This window comes from Paenibacillus sp. IHB B 3415 (assembly GCF_000802655.2).
GTDB lineage: Bacteria > Bacillota > Bacilli > Paenibacillales > Paenibacillaceae > Paenibacillus_AQ > Paenibacillus_AQ phytohabitans.
Window position 1 is genome coordinate 63,536 of record NZ_JUEI01000016.1, and the last position, 16,763, is coordinate 80,298.

At 48.4% G+C, this 16,763-nt stretch carries 15 protein-coding genes; 14 read left to right on the forward strand and 1 reads right to left on the reverse strand.

Annotated elements, in window-relative coordinates:
• Positions 1–144 precede the first annotated feature (144 nt).
• The 14 genes from QW71_RS09030 (at position 145) to QW71_RS09090 (ending at position 15,934) form a co-directional block, all read left to right on the forward strand.
• On the forward strand, positions 145–1,272 hold the full coding sequence (locus QW71_RS09030; RefSeq protein ID WP_039296392.1) for a deoxyribonuclease IV: 1,128 nt from the start codon (positions 145–147) through the stop codon (positions 1,270–1,272).
• 46 nt (positions 1,273–1,318) lie between these two features.
• Positions 1,319–2,215: a formyltetrahydrofolate deformylase gene (purU, locus tag QW71_RS09035; RefSeq protein ID WP_039296395.1), complete on the forward strand. Its 897-nt coding sequence runs from the start codon at positions 1,319–1,321 to the stop codon at positions 2,213–2,215.
• Positions 2,216–2,487: 272 nt separating this feature from the next.
• A complete protein-coding gene (locus QW71_RS09040; protein WP_039296398.1) occupies positions 2,488–3,267 on the forward strand; it encodes a hypothetical protein in 780 nt (259 codons plus the stop codon).
• 25 nt (positions 3,268–3,292) lie between these two features.
• The gene (locus QW71_RS09045; protein WP_039296400.1) at positions 3,293–4,363 is read left to right on the forward strand and encodes a hypothetical protein; all 1,071 of its coding nucleotides are present in this window, start codon (positions 3,293–3,295) and stop codon (positions 4,361–4,363) included.
• On the forward strand, positions 4,360–5,934 hold the full coding sequence (locus tag QW71_RS09050; protein WP_039296403.1) for an ATPase, T2SS/T4P/T4SS family: 1,575 nt from the start codon (positions 4,360–4,362) through the stop codon (positions 5,932–5,934). Before QW71_RS09045 ends, QW71_RS09050 begins: the two co-directional genes overlap by 4 nt.
• A 15-nt stretch (positions 5,935–5,949) precedes the next feature.
• Entirely contained in the window at positions 5,950–6,999 is a 1,050-nt protein-coding gene (locus QW71_RS09055; protein WP_039296406.1) for a hypothetical protein, read from the forward strand.
• 11 nt (positions 7,000–7,010) lie between these two features.
• Positions 7,011–7,880 (forward strand): hypothetical protein, encoded by an 870-nt coding sequence (locus QW71_RS09060; protein ID WP_152679719.1) that lies wholly within the window; start codon positions 7,011–7,013, stop codon positions 7,878–7,880.
• A gap of 61 nt (positions 7,881–7,941) precedes the next feature.
• Positions 7,942–8,151: a hypothetical protein gene (locus QW71_RS09065; RefSeq protein ID WP_039296413.1), complete on the forward strand. Its 210-nt coding sequence runs from the start codon at positions 7,942–7,944 to the stop codon at positions 8,149–8,151.
• A gap of 5 nt (positions 8,152–8,156) precedes the next feature.
• Positions 8,157–8,300 (forward strand): hypothetical protein, encoded by a 144-nt coding sequence (locus tag QW71_RS40400; RefSeq protein ID WP_156118554.1) that lies wholly within the window; start codon positions 8,157–8,159, stop codon positions 8,298–8,300.
• Between the two features lie 15 nt (positions 8,301–8,315).
• On the forward strand, positions 8,316–8,696 hold the full coding sequence (locus QW71_RS09070) for a hypothetical protein (RefSeq protein WP_039296416.1): 381 nt from the start codon (positions 8,316–8,318) through the stop codon (positions 8,694–8,696).
• Positions 8,697–8,716: 20 nt separating this feature from the next.
• The gene (locus QW71_RS09075) at positions 8,717–9,214 is read left to right on the forward strand and encodes a hypothetical protein (RefSeq protein ID WP_039296420.1); all 498 of its coding nucleotides are present in this window, start codon (positions 8,717–8,719) and stop codon (positions 9,212–9,214) included.
• A gap of 57 nt (positions 9,215–9,271) precedes the next feature.
• Positions 9,272–9,901: a hypothetical protein gene (locus QW71_RS09080; RefSeq protein WP_039296422.1), complete on the forward strand. Its 630-nt coding sequence runs from the start codon at positions 9,272–9,274 to the stop codon at positions 9,899–9,901.
• Between the two features lie 9 nt (positions 9,902–9,910).
• Entirely contained in the window at positions 9,911–12,172 is a 2,262-nt protein-coding gene (locus tag QW71_RS09085; RefSeq protein WP_039296425.1) for a PKD domain-containing protein, read from the forward strand.
• A 576-nt stretch (positions 12,173–12,748) separates the two neighbouring features.
• Positions 12,749–15,934, forward strand: a complete 3,186-nt coding sequence (locus QW71_RS09090; RefSeq protein WP_039296429.1) for a hypothetical protein — start codon at positions 12,749–12,751, stop codon at positions 15,932–15,934.
• A gap of 80 nt (positions 15,935–16,014) precedes the next feature.
• On the opposite strand, the gene QW71_RS09095 is transcribed toward QW71_RS09090, so the two are convergent.
• On the reverse strand, positions 16,015–16,659 hold the full coding sequence (locus tag QW71_RS09095; protein ID WP_039296434.1) for a hypothetical protein: 645 nt from the start codon (positions 16,657–16,659) through the stop codon (positions 16,015–16,017).
• Positions 16,660–16,763 lie beyond the last annotated feature (104 nt).

Sequence of the window (16,763 nt, forward strand, 5' to 3'; positions counted from 1 at the left end):
TGTCACTTTCCTTTTACTCATCTAAAGTATAGCGTATTTCCAAAGTTTTGCGAAGCGGAAGCGGGCTTACGGGGCTTGCCTAGATTTATTTTCCCGATCACGGTAGAATAAGGGTTAATTCGTGAAGGAAAGAGGGAAATAGGCATGCTGAAAATAGGTTCACATGTGTCCTGCGCGGACAAAGGTCTCCTGAGCGCGGCCAATGAAGCAAATGAGTACGGATCTACCTCGTTTATGATATATACGGGAGCGCCGCAGAATACGCGCCGTAAGCCAATTGAATCGATGTTCCCTGAGGAAGGGAAGCTGGCTATGGCGCAGAATGGTGTCGAGGAGATTGTGGTTCACGCCCCATACATTATTAACCTGGGCTCCTACAAGGAAAGCACCTACCAGCTGGCAGTTGATTTCCTGCAGGAGGAGATCCGCCGTACCCATGCGCTCGGTGTTAAGCATATCGTCCTGCATCCGGGTGCATTCACTGACAAGGATGCCGAATACGGCATTCAGCGTATTGCAGACGGACTAAACGAAGTGCTGGGCGGTACGGATGAGACGGAAGTGCATATTGCTCTGGAAACAATGGCCGGCAAGGGAACAGAGGTCGGACGCAGCTTCGAGGAGATTGCTTCCATTATCGATAAGGTCGTACATAATGAGCGGTTGTCCATTTGTCTTGACACCTGTCACATTCATGATGCCGGATACGATATTGTGGGCGATCTGGATGGCGTGCTGAAGAAATTCGACGATACCATCGGCCTGGGACGGCTCGGCGTTATCCACATTAATGACAGCAAGAATCCGCGGGGAGCGGGCAAAGACCGCCATACTCCGATTGGCTCGGGCTATATTGGTTTTGAGACGATCAACAATGTCGTACATCATGAAGCACTGGCAGGTCTGCCGTTCATTCTGGAGACCCCGTGGATTGGCAAGGATGCCAAGAAGCTTCGTCCAATGTATGAAGTGGAAATTGCTCTGCTGCGCGGCAATGTGGCTGAACGTTTCGGAGTGGAATTCCTGCAGGAGCTGGAAGAGCTGCATGCTTTTTTTGCCAAACAGGAGCTGGACTCCCGCCGCTATGTGCTTGATGTATGGGAATTGCTGAAGAATGATGCCAAAGCCAAAAAAGCCGATCCCCGTGAACCGCTGGAACGTCTCTATGATCAAGTAATTGCCGCCGGATTATTCCCTCAGCTTAGTGAGGAAGCCGTCAACCAGCGACTGATCGCCTGGCTGGCAGGCAAGCAGCTGCTCGTGAACGCTTAATCCAACAACAGATTGCGCAAGCAGATGAGAGGATGGACGGAGAAATATGGAGTTACATGTGAAAAGAGATCATTCATCAGGCGGACAATATCCGGACCGGGCGCGTATGCTCATTTCCTGTCCGGACGGGCCGGGAATCGTAGCGGCTGTGTCGCATTTCTTGTACCAGCATGGTGCAAACATTGTGCAGTCGGATCAATATACGATGGACCCGGACGGCGGCATGTTTTTTATGAGAGTGGAGTTTGACCTGCTTGGGCTGAATGAACGGCTGGAAGAGGTGCGTACGATCTTTGGCGGCGTTGCCGAGCGCTTCAAGATGAACTGGCAGATCTTCAATGTAAGCCATAAGAAGCGGCTGGCGATCTTTGTATCCAAAGAGGATCACTGTCTGGTGGAGCTGCTCTGGCAGTGGCAGGCCGGTGATCTGGATGCGGATATTGCACTTGTGGTCAGCAACCATACGGACATGCAGGCTTATGTTGAATCCTTCGGCATTTCTTTCCACCATATTCCGGTTACGGCGGATACGAAGGAAGCCGCAGAGAAACGTCAGCTTGAGGTGATCGGTGATGATATCGATGTGATCATTCTGGCCCGGTATATGCAGATTATCTCGCCTTCGTTCATCGAGCATTACCGGCACCGGATTATCAATATCCACCACTCGTTCCTGCCGGCATTCGTCGGCGGCAAGCCGTACGCCCAGGCGTATCAGCGCGGGGTCAAGATTATCGGCGCTACTGCCCACTATGTGACTGAAGAGCTGGATGGCGGTCCGATTATCGAGCAGGACGTGCAGCGGGTCAGCCACAGTGATGATGTGAACGAGCTTAAGCGCATCGGACGCACCATTGAACGGGTAGTTCTGGCCCGTGCGGTGAAATGGCATATTGAGGACAGAATCCTCGTGCATCATAATAAAACAGTAGTTTTTAATTAAGCAGCGAAGTATTCCAGTTAACCATTACAACCACTCCGGTAAAAGTCAGGAAACACACGGATGCATATAACATCCTTCCGGCCTGATTTTTACCGGAATCATCTTCAGCCGGGAGCTTCTCCCGCAGCCTCAAGCTATACAACAACCTCACAGTAATAATCTAATACACTTCTCACCACTACAGGTAAAAAAGCATTTTACCGGCATTTTGGATCTTAAGCCAAAATGTATTTTGTTATGTGCAGATTTCACATTCAAAGGGGGTAAAGGGCTTGTCATCGCAACGCGGACATTTATTAAAACGCAATTACATCTTTGCCTTTCTCATCCTGACCGCCGGCTTCGGCGGACTGCTTGGCTATGATCTCTATTTCAAACCCTATGTACTCTCTCAGACTGTCGTCAAAATTAAGGTGGATGACGGAGGCTTTTTACCGAAAAATTATGAGCTGAAGCCCGGAGATCTCTATCTGGATTCCGTGCAGACCAAAGACATTCCGGCTGGTGTCATCCGAAGCCTGGATCAGGTGGAACGGAAGATTACGAATGTGAATCTGACGGATGGCAGTATTCTGACCGAATCCCTGATTGATGTGAGCAATCTGGAGCCGCAGCAGGATGAGGGGATATTTCCTATACCCAAAGAGGCGATCTATGCCATTAACGGTTCTCTCCGCAGCAGAGATAAGGTGGATATTTATCTGGTAGAAGGGGATTCGCCGGTTAAGGACCGGACAGGCTATAGCCCGGCAGCCGGGGCAGCAGATGCTTCCGCAGGAGTGAAGGTTTCAGGACCGGCTTCTGCTGTGGAAGAGGGAATTCAGCCGGCGCTTCCGGACCGCAAAGTATTTCTCAGCGGAGTAACCGTGAATTATGTGCGCACCGAAGACAACAATGATGTGCTGGATTCGGAGAATGGCAACAACAATAACCGCTTTACCTCGACCGGCAAAGTGGCGGCACCGGAGCTGAAGCTGAAGAAGAGCGACGGGGAGCTGCTGGGGGCATTTTTGGAACAGGGCAAGAAGCTGTGGATTGTAAGAGTGGAGTAGGAGAGTGGAGCAGAAAGGAGGAAAGATGAGCTTGAAAATATTCAGTCTGGGTATGGATCAGCTGACAATTAATGAAATAAAGCTTGCCGGATTTACGGTCATCGCCCAAAGCGTGCTGCCTGAGCCGGCGCAGGCCGGAGGACATCTGCTGATGGTGACAAGCGAGCAGGTACCGGTATCCGGACTCAGCCGGCTGCGCCGGAGTTATCCGGATTCCAACATTTTATATGTATATCTGCAAAAAGGAGTGAGGGGGTATCAGGCCATTCATATGCAATGTGAGAGCCTGGGGATTTTCTTCATGCCTCCGCGTTCCACCTCATCAGCAATCATCGATAAGCTGCGCTACATGCTTGAGGATGAGCAGGCAGAGCGGGGAAATCTGATCGGATTCTTCGGGTCCGGGCCGGGCATTGGCTGTACAAGTGCAGCTAAGCTATTCGCCAGACGGATTGCGGCTTCGGGGCTGCGGGTGATCGTGCTGGGTCTTGATCTGTACGATCCGGGTTATGACCGTAAGACAGCAGTCAGTCTGGACAGGCTGCGGCCGCGGATTACCGGCAAAATGCTTCACGATGAGGACTTTGCCGGGTTTGTGAAGCAGGAAGGATATTCGTATCTGCCAGGCAACTTCGATTATTTAAGCGCTCAGGACTATCAGGAGGAGGAGATCGAGTATTTGCTGGCCAGAGCAAGTGAGAATGCCGATGTAGTGGTGGCTGATTTCGGGTCCATTCCGGAAAGTGCCGCCTGGTATGTGGGCATGCAGAAATCGGTGCTGCGGATGATTGTAACGCATCCCCGTCATGAATACAGGCTGCAGCCTCTGATGGAGCTGGCCGGGCATATGGATCTGCATCCGCAGGATTTCCAGTGGATCATTAACCGCAGCAATGTAGAAGAGCTGACCTCTTCCAAGAATCTGGCGCTGCGCTTTGGCAGTGAGATCCTGCTGGAGCTTCCGTATTACCAGCCTTTCCTGGAGAGCCTGCCGCTTGGCAAAAAAGAACTTCAGCATGTAGACGATAAGGTTCATGCGCTGCTGGTCTCGCTGGGTCTGGCCTTGGAAGTCCGAAAGAAGGGAATATTTCAATGATTGAATATCCGGATGAAGCTTGGCCGCTGAAGCAGGGGCGAATTCCATCAAGATGGACTCCGCTAGACCCTGAGCATGGAAGACGGCAGGAAGAGGAGGACGGGAGCGGACAGGCACTGCCTGGATTAGCGAAGGAGACAGAGGACATACGGCTTTTCTCACTGAAGCAGAGCGTGCTCCGTACCAGCAAACCCGGCAAGGAAGACTTCTACGGCTTTCTGCAAAAAATGAAAAGTGAAATGAACGCCGGACTGGAGCGTGAGGATGACAGCTATTTCGAGCTAAATGCCAAGGCGTTGATTGGTGATCCGCAGGCAGTCAGCTTTTTCATGAACGAGATCGAGAAATATTTGCGCCGTACCCCGTTTACGGGCAAGGTGCCGGAGGCTTACCGTACAGCCGCTGAAGCGCTGTTTCATGAATGGAAAGGGTTCGGACCTGCGTACCGCTGGTTTACGGACCGGGCTTATAGTGAATCAACCGGTCTGCAGATGATCGGACGGCAAATTTTCTATAACCACCAGGGCAGGTTTGTAGCTTATCCGTATGAGATGCCTTCGCTGGATCGTGTAGAACAGCTCAAGCGATCACTTTTGAAAAGCGATCCCAACAAAAAGCTGAACAAGGATAACCCTTCGGTGGAATTCAAAATGGACGATCCCCTCTGGCCGGGCCGGTTCATCCGGTTAGCCATCTGGGTGTCGCCACGGGTCTGGGAAGGCTTCACCACCATATCGCTGCGCCGCCAGGTCGTCGAATTCCTGGATCTGGATGATCAGGCCGGCACAGAATGCATCCCTGCGGAAGCGATTGAACTGATCCGTGCGCTTACGGGGACGTTTCGTAATACGATTATCGCGGGTGCCGTAGGCTCGGGCAAAACCACTTTTGCCAATACAATTGTCGGAGAGCAGCTGCTCGGTTCCTCCTCCTGCATGGGTGTGGTGATGATTGAGAAGCATCCGGAGTCAATTCTGCCGTATCAGATCAAGGGCCACCGGATCATTCCAATCCAGGCATCCAATGAGGAGCTGATGGAGGTCGGTGTGGAATCGCTGCGGCATGACCCGAACATTCTCTATATGACGGAGATGCGTTATAACGAATGGGAATTCTATCTGTGGAGCGGCGAGAAGGGCTATGACGGCATTACCGGAACCTTTCATACGGTGGATTCGGAGGATATTCCTTACCAGGGTGCATTTGCCGTATCTACACGGATTGGCGGCAGCCTGAAGGGGCATTTAATCTCAGCGCTGAAATCCTGTGAGCTGGTATTTATTCTGGAAAGTGTGCCCGATGGGAAGAAACGGCTCGCGCGGATATCCGAGGTTTTTTATGAGGAAGCCAGCAACTCGGTATTCGCTAATGATCTGATGCGCTGGGAGCCGGAGCAGTCGGCCTGGAGCTACAATGACAAGCTGACGCCGGGACTGATGCTGAAGATGAAGAAGAAGAATGCGCGGGCCACGCGGAATATGCTGCAGGAGCTTGGACATCTCGCCGCCCAGAAGCCGATGGTGGACCCGTTGAAGGAAAGCTTGAAATCCAGGATTGTTTTGAACGAATGAGGGAGGGGGTAGCCTGTGGCGCTGCTGTACTATATCATCCAGTTTGTCTTTCATTTACTGGTTGCGGGCGGATTGTGGCTGTTGGTGAAGCCGCTTATTGAGCGGCATTTATCGCAGTGGGGACAAAAGATGGATTTCCGGATGAACCTGAGGATGAGTCTATTCGGCAAAAAGGTAAGCATGATTAATAAAAGAATGTGGCTATACCGCCATCTGGATGATTTGCTGTATTTTGCCCATAAGAGGTATGAGCCGGGAATCAGTGTTATGCGTTTTGTCACCCGTTCAGGCATGCTGTTCACGGGGGTTTTTCTATCGGGTCTGCTGACTCTACGGGAGCTGCCGGGACATATGAGCTTTAATAATCCTTTCCTGGAGGGGATTGTGTTAAATGAGGGTACAGCTGTGCAGGATGCTTGGCGGCTCCCGTTGTTTCTGGCAGTTCTCTCGGCAAGCATTCCATACTTACGGATGAGGTATACCTATGCTCAGAGGAAAGTGCGGGGGAGCTACGATCTGCTCGATGTGATCAAAATCGCCACCAAATTCACTCATTTATCTGCGGATTCTATTCTGTCGAGGACCAGTGATTTGCTGGCCGGGGATAATGTGCTGAAGACTCCCTTGAAGCTGCTTGGAGCGGCGTTTGCTAATTACAGCAATGAACGGGAGCTGAATGAGGAGGCGGGGCGCTTTGCCGGAGCGATCGGAACGACCTTTGCCATAGAATTCGTATCGGATCTGCTCTATTGCGAGAAGGAAGGCACACGTTATCTCAAAAGCTCGCTCATGATGCTTAACCGCTCCATGGAGCAGCAACGGGAGACGATTCTGACGGTCAAAGCAAGCAGCAGGGATGCGATTAGCCTGGGGCTGTATGGAAATCTGGTTGTGCTGGTTTCTTCGGTTGGAACATTTATGTACATGCTGAAGCCCGATGTCTATTTCAAATTGCAGTTTGAGACTACCGTTGGCCTTACATTTATGATGGTCATCATTGCGGGAATGTTCATCTCGTTCATGATCAGTACCATCCTCGCCAGGCCCAAGCTGGACTACCACTAAGGTGATGAATAATGGATAGATTACTACTTTTGATAGCTGTAACAGGTATTGTGTATCTCGCTCTATTGGTTTTTGTCGGCAGCAGCAGCCGTCAGGAACGTTATGTGCTCCGTCTCGGCGTGAAGTGGAAGGCCTTCGGGGAACGGGTGCAGAATGAACGGCTGCAGCACTTGCTGAATCAGAGCGGTCTGTCTATATCAGCAGCCAAAATCACAATGTTCCGGTACTCGGCGGCTCTGATTTATCTGCTGGTCCAGGCGGTCGGTGACTTCGTACGTTCAGAGTCTTTGTCTATCTATGATCCGCTTATTGCTGCGCTTATTCTCCTGATTACCAGTCCGCAGCGGGTTCTGCCGCTTGGCTGGCTGCTGATCTGGCTGCATCAGAAGACACTTATTCAAAAAGACGGGGAGCTGATTTCCTTCATCCGTCTCTATGAGAATAACCGGCTGCGCAAGCGCGGGTATGTGGAGTTTGGAGCTTTTTGTGCAGGGACAGCCAGCCACTTCAATTATATCCGTCAGGATCTATATGAGCTCTCGGAAAGGGCGGTAGATGAGGGAACCGAACGAGCGATTGAATGGTTTTGCAGCAAATTTCCCGAGAACCACGCTTTTATCAATGATATCCGTTCGATTCTGCTAGCGACGGAGGGGATGGATGATGATCATGAAGCAGCGAATTATTTAAGGGAGCAGGGCAAGATTATCACCAAAATATCGAGCGACCAATATCTGAAGAAATGGTCCTTCATCGGCGATGTATCGACCATCATTAATGTAATTCCGTCTATCGCTACCTTCCTGATGATTGTATGTCTGGCTATGCAGTACATTATGCTGATTAAGGGCAATTTTAGCGGTGTGGGGATGTTTCAATGAGTGAATTTTTGTATATTCAAACAGCACTTAAAAATATAAAATAAAAAGGGAGATATTAACAATGAAAAAGGACGCTATTTCTACTGGTTTATTTATCGCTATCGGATTTCTGTGTGTGGCTATCGTAATCGCAATACTGATTCCTGTCGTACGGGACGTAATCGACGATGCAGATGATAACAGACCGCTCATTCCGGCGGTTAGCCTGGTTGAGCCGTCAGGCTCGGGTGTGGATACGGCAGGACATAAGTTAGTTGATTTCCTGGTTTAACGGAGATGAAGAAGGACTCGATTTCCGTCGCGCTGTTTCTGGCTATTGGCTTTGTGATTGCGGGGATTTTTATCGCCGGGGCAACAAGCATTATCGGCGGCAGCCAGGATGATATCATTACCCATGTCAAAGCAGTTGAACAGTATTAAAAGGAGGCGCTGCGCTTGAAGGCAACCGTCCTCCGGGCATTGTTTATGTGGCTGGTGCTGTTCATTATCCTGCAGCCGATTTTTACGTATATTGATTATCTGCTAGATTTGCAGGTCAAAGCCAACACATCCTATATCACGCAAAAGGCCGCAACCGAAGGAATGGTTACAGCCTCAATGAGAGGCGAGGTCATCTCGAACCTTAAGGCTGTCGGTTTTCCGGAGAGCTCTATTGAAATTACTAGCAGTACGGAAATGATTCTTGAGCGCAAGCAGCGGATTGATGTCTATGTAACAGCACCAAGAGTAAACCTGTTTCCCTACAATTTCTCCGGCGTCTCCCAGCCGACACGTTATTATGGGCACGGCTCGATCATGAGTGAATATCTCGATTAACTAAGGGATGAAGCTGACCAATGGATTATATTATTAAGCTGGCATTTGTCCTGCTGATCTTTATCTACTCCTGGTTTTTTCAAATTCAGAATCAGGAGTGGGACATCATGCGCAGTATGCTCAAGGATGCCAACAATATGGCAGTTCACGATGCGTCACAGGAGTTGAACGAAGCAGCGCGGGCTCAAGGCCGGTTGGTTATTGACCCTGATGAAGCTTATGCTACCTTCCGCCACACGCTGCAGAGTAATCTGGGACTGGACGACGGCTTATCCCCCTTAGCGGGGAGCCGGCTCCAGGCTCAAGTGAAGATCGTCAAGTTCGACATTGTGGATGAAGCAACGGGAAATACGTTTCCCATGCTCTATGAAGACCCTGCGTACGGCATCACCAAATACATACAGGGACCTTCGGTCATCGCAGTTATTCAAACGGAGCATCCGGTCCTGATCTCCAGAAACAAAGTACAAGAAGCAATTACCGTGCCGGCGGTTCAAGAGTATAAGCTGAATCATTAGCCATATTAGCTTCGGCGGGTCCTGATCCAACTACTACAATTAAGGGAGAGTTCGATTATGAAAAAGACGATGCTCAGCAAAACAATGATAGGGAGAACAGCTGTGAAAGCCTTACTGGCAACAGCATTGTTAGCCGGTGTAATTGTAGGTCAAGTTGGGCCTGTCAGTGCAACAGCTGCAAAGCCGACGGCGGCTCCGATTATGAGAGATAATCTTTCGAAGTACGGATTAGTGAAAGATGTGGAGCTTCCGGTAACAGTTGAGGCTGGCGGACTTAGTTATACGCTGGAGAAGATTATGATTTATGATTTTAATTCTAAAGATGCAATCAATTTGAGAAAAACATATAAGTATGGTGAAGAGTCCGGGCTTATTTCAAAGCCTACATATTTTGTTTGGACGAAAATCACAGTCAAAAATAATAGTAAGAAGGTAGTGGATAATTCAACCGATGATTATTGGAAATTGAAATTTAAAGGACTCGCAACACTTGAGCCTGTAAGCAATTGGTCACGTATCAAGAAGCCTAATGACAAAATGGCTCTTAATAGGTTAGTCCTAAAGCCAGGTGAACAATTATCAACCTATCAAGCATATATGTACAATGATACGGTTTTTGACTACTTTGTTATTCGTTTATTTTTTAATGGTCAATTTAGTGAAAAGTATGTTGTGAAAGAACTGTAAGGGGGATATATGAGGAAAATCACTTGTTTAATATTGATTATTATTTTACTGGTACCAAGCTTCCCGAATTATTATGCTTTGGCTGCGGGAGCCAAAGCAGGTTCTATCGCTATTCCCATTACTACAGGTTTGGTAGGATCAGATAACAGTGCGAAAAGTTTTTATTTGGACTTACCCAGTGGTGTTACTAGTTCCACTATAGTGCAAAATACAGTTAAATACACTGGCAACAATCAGACCATTGGAAATATTGCTTTAGAGAATGAGAAAATTAAAGTTACTTTAAAAGGTTCGGAAAATAAAAAAGTCCTTGAAAAAGTTAAAGGGTATAGGGCTTCTTTTGAAGAAATGTACTCCACTAAAATCTATAATTCAATATGGTTATATTCCGATGGAAGACGCTGGCAAATTAATGAATACGATGAGTACAATGATCGGATGAAGACAAAAGATATACCGGCAGCCGATGGCTACCCATCACAAAATCCTCCAAGCATAATAGTAACAGCTGGTCCCCTTCAGGAGCAGCTGTATCTCAAATGGTATAACGGTTCAAGAACAGAAGTTATTGATTCAAAAGATATTGTTGCATCGTCTATAAAACCAATAATTCACGAGTATTCTTCATATGCTGATGGGGAACCAAAGTTTAAGAATGGAAGAGTTATTATAAACTATAACATCCCTAATAGTACTCCATGGGAACCAGAATCGAATGATGGACTTTCAGGTAAAGCGGAAGGACGCAGGTATAAAGCATACGCCTCCTATTATTACGAAGCTAAAGCCAACGTCACCACCTACAGCTACGGCGGCCTAGTCACTTTCGACTACGGCCTCCCCGATGAACCGACCCTAACCGGCGCAGCTATTCTTGAAAAGCCCTCACCCAACCCTGTGAAATTTGAGGAAAAGGACGTACCGGTGCAGATCAACCTGAAAGGGGAGCTTTTGGCATATAAGGATTCGTCTAACATCGAAGAATGGATGTTTTATGCCAAAGAAAAAGGAAATGACAGCACACTGAAAACGCTAAAGGATTATTCTAAAACCTTTACGTCTGCAAAAAAGATTGATTTTACTATTCCAAAATCAAAAGTGAAGGCACCTGGTATCACACAGGAGTACGAATTAAGTGTAGTCGTGAGGTTCAAGAAACCCGTTATAACCAAAACGGGAACCATCACTTCTTTGAAGGAATCCTACACAGTTAAAGCCGGAGTTTATACAACTCCAATTTCTCCAGGTGGTGATTTTCCAGGGCCAACTTCTCCTCCGAATCCTCCACGAGAAATGAAGCCACCTATTGCTCTTATCTCAGCACCAAAGACGATTAAGGCAGGACAAGAATTTGAAGCCAACGGCACAGGCTCCTACGATCTGGATGGCTTTATCAAAAGCTATTATTGGGACACGCCGAATGCTATAGGAGAATTGACGGATCGGCCGCGGGGGACCCTTTGGTACGATAAGGAGCACTTAGGCGAGCAGTCGTTGGCGCTCACGGTTATGGATGATGATTCCATGGCTGGAAGCACCAGTACTGAAATTATGGTCATTGAACCGGTGCCTAATGCATCCATATACGCTGAAGGGACACTGAAGCAGAACCGGAAAGTCATTATTCAAAGCTACAGCAGCAGCCCGACTCATTACCCACTGGTCGCATCTAAAACCAAAATAACCATTACTGCCGTTTCTGGCGGGACCAATGCAGACATTAAATACAGCGGGTCGCTGAATGGCGTGCCAAGTAAAGATGTACTGTTTAAAAAGCCAGGCAGATATAAAGCAACAATCTATGTCGAGAATACCCTGGGGCTGTCTGCGAGCAGCGAAGTGTCGTTTGATATTGTACCGGATGAGAAGCCCTTTGCTTACTTCACACTTCCTGGCTCTGCGTATCGTAACCCTGCAGATGGCAATCAGGCGACGATCTCTATCGATGACATGTCCTACTCTCCGGATAAAGATATTGTGGCCCGGAGGCTATGGGAATATCGCTACGATTCGAATAACAACGGTAATTTTGCAGATGAGAGCTGGGTGATCTTTAGTAACGAGAATTTAGATCATCTCAATCTTAAAGTGCGGGATGTTGGACAATACCAGGTAAGGCTCACCGTATTTGAAGAATTTGGTCAGCCCACGATTGATGAATTTGTTACCCAGGATGATCGCCAATCGAACAACTCAGACATCACACAGAATGCTATTGAACGAATCTTTAAGGTTGAAAATCAGGCACCAGATGTGGATTGGTCATGGTAGAAAGGAAAGAATATGCAGAAATTTAATAAGGTACTCTCAATATTCATGGCTGCTGTGTTATTGCTTCTAACCTATCCTGAAGCTTTTCCGGGAAAGGTGCGGGTAGAGGCTGCGGGTGATCCCAATGTAATCAACTATATCGACATACATGTCGAGGCATTTACTCAAATAAGTAAGTGGGTGCCCGCTATGGGGGGAATTGGCGATGTTGGTATTGACATGCCGGGTCTTACACTTAAGAATGTGCGATTTGACCTGACCACTCGTCAGTTGGAATATAATATTGTGCCGGATGGGCCAATTGTTATGAAATCTTCACCTCAGAATATGTATTACGATAATACACGTACTAGATTTTTGGAAATATATACTGCTTTAAATTCACCGGGTTATGGTTTGATATCACAGTTTAGCCAATGGAGGGTCGATGATTTCCCGGCTCCTCAATCTGTCGATACAATCACATTTGATCCGTCGACACAGCCTACAAACAAGTGGTATCAATCATTTCTAAAAGACCCTCCTACTGAAGTTTACATTTCGATAGGAGTGAGTGATCATCAATGGTTGTATACAATGTCTAATGGATGGTCAAATGGCGCCGGACAATCATTCACCAAACCCCTAATTATCAATTCAGCTCCAAGTCTAACCGTAACGACTCCAAGCGAACAGCAGCTCATTAACGAGCCGGGCTTCAGCGGAATGAATATTGAAGGATATGTACGCGATGTGGACAATAACGATGTGGTGGTCAGCGCGGAGATCCCGAATGTGTTCTACAAGAAAGTAACCATTCCGCAAGCGTTATATAACAAACCATTTTCTATACCCATAGACGTTTTGGCAGACGGCATCCCTCCAGGGCATCATACAATCATTGTCAAAGTCGTAGATCCCTACAACTTCAAAGACGAGAGGACGCTAAATGTAAATGTGTCCTATAGGTTAAGAAATAAGTCATTTATCTTAATCAATACACCTATAGACATTTCGACATCCTATACCGATTATGAAGGGGACCCGAAGGTTCAAGACAGGTACCGGTATGATCATGACCCGAACTTTTTTGACAATTCGATGGGGATCATTGGGGACAGTGGTCTATGGCGAAATTCCCAATACCAGTCGTTCCCCTATAGCGGGGTGTACACGGCCACCTTCCAGTCTCGGGATAATCCGAAAAATGATGATCGGTTCGATGAATACCGGCTATGGAGCCGCGATAATTTATCATCCATGACGTTTCATGTACACCGCAAGCCGATTGCTCTGTTTAGTGCAAAGCTAACGGGGGGATGGCTGCAAATTACGGATAGCTCCTACGATCTTGATCATATCAAGGCGTATAACAAAGGCTTGATGGATTGGCAGTGGCAATATAAAAAAACCGAATCCGAAATGTGGATGGACGGGCAACCGCCTGCGCAGCTGCCGACAACCGAACAATATGATATCCGGCTGCGGGTGCGTGACGTGGACGGAGAAAACGGGGCAGGGGTTTGGAGTGATTGGTGTGTGCGTACCGTAGGCAGCGGTGGTAATCTTCCACCGGTTGCACTCTTTACGGTAGATCCCAACATTGTATCCTATCGTCAGTCTACAACGATCACCGACAAATCTTTTGACCCGGATAACGATCCACTTGATGTGTATAGCTGGACCGTGACAAAGGACGGTTGGCAGCAGGTGTGGAGTCATTGGGGCGGGGCAACTACACCTCCGAATATTGCCGCCTATGGAGTAGGGACTTACCAGTTAACCTTACAGGTCCACGATAATCGGGGACTTTGGTCAGAACCCTACAGCCAAACCGTGCAGGTCATGAATCATCCACCTGCAGCTGCGTTCTATATGCCATCTGAAGTGTACCGGGATACGGTAATTCCGCTGGAAAATTTGACGCCCGATCCGGACGAGGATGGGGACGGACTGAGTTATGGCTGGAAGGCACGGATCAATAACTCCGGCTATTATTATACCAGCGGTAATCGGAGTCCAGTGATAACGATCCGTGATTTAATTTCAAACTACGGGATATCACAGCAGCAGGCCATCTCTGATGGGTGGGAAATGCGGCTTACAGCATCGGATGGATCGCTGAGTTCTAATGCCACTCGGTTGTTTACGGTCAAGAATCATGTTCCAACGGCAGGAATCAATGGACCAGCGGTTGTATACCAATATGACAACAAAACCTACTACGGTGTGGATACGGATGAAGACTCATCGGATGCAAGCAGCTTACAATACTACTGGAAGGTTATCAGCAGCGATGGAACCACAACAATGTACCGCACAGCCAATATAAATATAGATTTCCCTGACACAGGGTCCTACACCCTAGAACATTGGGTAGTGGATCAAATCGGTGCAAAGTCGAACGTGGCTAAGTTGAAGATTGATGTCATTGAAAACCAGGCTCCAGCTATCACGCTTACTGCTCCGGCAGGTACAGTTACAAATCCAACAGTTTTGGATGCAGAACTGCAGGGCGATCCTCTCATTGGGTGGAACTACAGTGATCCGGAGAACGATCCGCAGGAGAAATACCGGTTGGAGTTCTTCGCGACAGACGGGCAGTTGGCCAAAACAGTCGAGAATACAGATCCGACCGGCGGATTGCGGCAGTATCAGGTGCCTAATCCCACCTTTGAACGGTTCGCGATCTTCAGCTTATACGCCCGGGCTTATTCAAAAGGCTCCTGGTCGGAAGTCTCCAATGAAAAAGCCTTCATCATCGATAATCCGCCGCATGCCGGTTTTACCCTGATGACGGATACGGGCCGTAATGCAGCAGCGGTACCCATTTACCGGACGGATGTACTGCGGATCACTAGCACTGCAACAGATGCGGATATCCCGAAGGGCGACAGTATTAAATATCAATATTTCCTTAAGCCTTCAAGCGGGAACGAAGGGTTGGCCAGCATACAGGAGAGCTTCACCAAGCAATTCACGTCAAACGGAACCTTCGCGCTGCGGCAAGTCGTCACGGACAGCCTGGGACTATACCGGGAGCTGTCGCAGAATATCACTGTCGTGAACCGGATTCCGGCTGTGAATATTATTTATCCAACCAGCACCAGCCCATCCAGTCCGACCATTGTTAGTACACTCACCCCTGTGATTCAGTGGGATTATCAGGATGAGGACGGCGATGTGCAGCAGCGCTTCAAAGTACGTATTATTAATCTGGCAAGCGGGGCGGTAAAGGCCCAGTCCGGTGAACAGGTATCCGGCGCTAAACAGTGGAAGGTTCCTTCCGGCACGCTTGCTGAGAATGAGAAATATGCTGTGGAAGTTGAGGGGTATGACGGGTTCGGCTGGAGCAGTGTGTCTCCGCGCAAATATATGATGGTCAATCTGCTCAGCATTAAGGGGGCTGTCCAGCACACAGAGGAGTGGAACAGCAACCGTCAGGCTTACAATTTGAATAAAAGCGGGAATGCTGAGAGCCCGCGGGGGTATACTGTTTATTGGGCGGGGGAGAAATTCGTGCTGCAGGGCACGGCAACCGGATTGCCGGATACCGTTCAGGTTACAATGAGCGGAGGGTATACAGCGCAGCTGAGTCCGACCGGAAGTGACAAGACCAAGTGGACAGGCGAATTGGCAGACCCGTCGTTTGAACAGCTGCCGGATGGTCCGGTTACGTTCACTTTTACCGCCACTAATGAATTCACCACCAAGGTCGATTCGGTTACGGTAACCATCCTGGGGGATTGGTCAGAATATTATCAGAGTCATCGCGTAAAATAGCGGAACTCAGTCACTGCGTTACCGGTATCTTGTTCTTATGTTCCATATCAAGCAGCATCCTACGGGCGGAGGGTGATCGTTCAGACGATCCCCTCAGTCCGTTCTTCGTTTAAGCGGAGCATTCGTGCGGCAACCGCCCCCGAAACGGGTGAACTGGTGGTATGTAAGCTGGACGTAAGGAGAGCCACACGATTATTACGGCGCATATAATAGGAAAGTTTGCCGCTGAATATCTTGTGGGCACACAGGGATGAGGCGAAATCCTCCGGAGTTACGAAGCAGGAGGGCTTGGCCACCGGATGCACGGCTGTTTCTTCAAATACAGAGGCTACAAATTGTGAGCAGAAAAAAGCATCCTCCCTGTCGATCCGGATATTCAGCAGCACACCCACCAGGCCGAGCAGATGATATTTATAGCGCTCCTGATTCTGCATCATACCTTGGACATGATTGTACATGGTGTCATACTCTTCGGCACTGACTCTAAGCTGATAGATGGCACAGTCTGCACTGCTGTAGAACGGATGGATAAAGTTCTCATGGATCAGTCCGGCGATAAACGGATTGTGCACTCTTTTTCTCCCGAAGCTGTAGACCTCGCGCAGTTCACTGTCAAAGGCGATCGAAGCATGATTCAGCTCTGCTTTGGTGAACCATTTAATAATTCCGCTGAAGGCCGTACCCGTTCCGGTAAGCACAACATAGATATCTCTATTTGCAGTCATCTTCGAAATCCCTTTCTGCTGGAAGTAATGGATAATCCGGTAAAAAATATTGCTGAGGTACTTCCATCTTACTGTATAAATCAGCTTTGTAAAACAAACTTTAG

Excerpts from the sequence above, each read along its gene's own strand:
- QW71_RS09065 (WP_039296413.1), top strand. The coding sequence starts at position 7,942 with ATGAAAAAGGACGCTATTTCTACTGGTTTATTTATCGCTATCGGATTT.
- QW71_RS40400 (WP_156118554.1), top strand. The coding sequence starts at position 8,157 with ATGAAGAAGGACTCGATTTCCGTCGCGCTGTTTCTGGCTATTGGCTTT.
- QW71_RS09090 (WP_039296429.1), top strand. The coding sequence starts at position 12,749 with ATGTCTAATGGATGGTCAAATGGCGCCGGACAATCATTCACCAAACCC.
- QW71_RS09085 (WP_039296425.1), top strand. The coding sequence starts at position 9,911 with ATGAGGAAAATCACTTGTTTAATATTGATTATTATTTTACTGGTACCA.
- QW71_RS09045 (WP_039296400.1), top strand. The coding sequence starts at position 3,293 with ATGAGCTTGAAAATATTCAGTCTGGGTATGGATCAGCTGACAATTAAT.
- QW71_RS09050 (WP_039296403.1), top strand. The coding sequence starts at position 4,360 with ATGATTGAATATCCGGATGAAGCTTGGCCGCTGAAGCAGGGGCGAATT.
- QW71_RS09030 (WP_039296392.1), top strand. The coding sequence starts at position 145 with ATGCTGAAAATAGGTTCACATGTGTCCTGCGCGGACAAAGGTCTCCTG.
- purU (WP_039296395.1), top strand. The coding sequence starts at position 1,319 with ATGGAGTTACATGTGAAAAGAGATCATTCATCAGGCGGACAATATCCG.
- QW71_RS09095 (WP_039296434.1), bottom strand. The coding sequence starts at position 16,659 with ATGACTGCAAATAGAGATATCTATGTTGTGCTTACCGGAACGGGTACG.
- QW71_RS09075 (WP_039296420.1), top strand. The coding sequence starts at position 8,717 with ATGGATTATATTATTAAGCTGGCATTTGTCCTGCTGATCTTTATCTAC.
- QW71_RS09080 (WP_039296422.1), top strand. The coding sequence starts at position 9,272 with ATGAAAAAGACGATGCTCAGCAAAACAATGATAGGGAGAACAGCTGTG.
- QW71_RS09060 (WP_152679719.1), top strand. The coding sequence starts at position 7,011 with ATGGATAGATTACTACTTTTGATAGCTGTAACAGGTATTGTGTATCTC.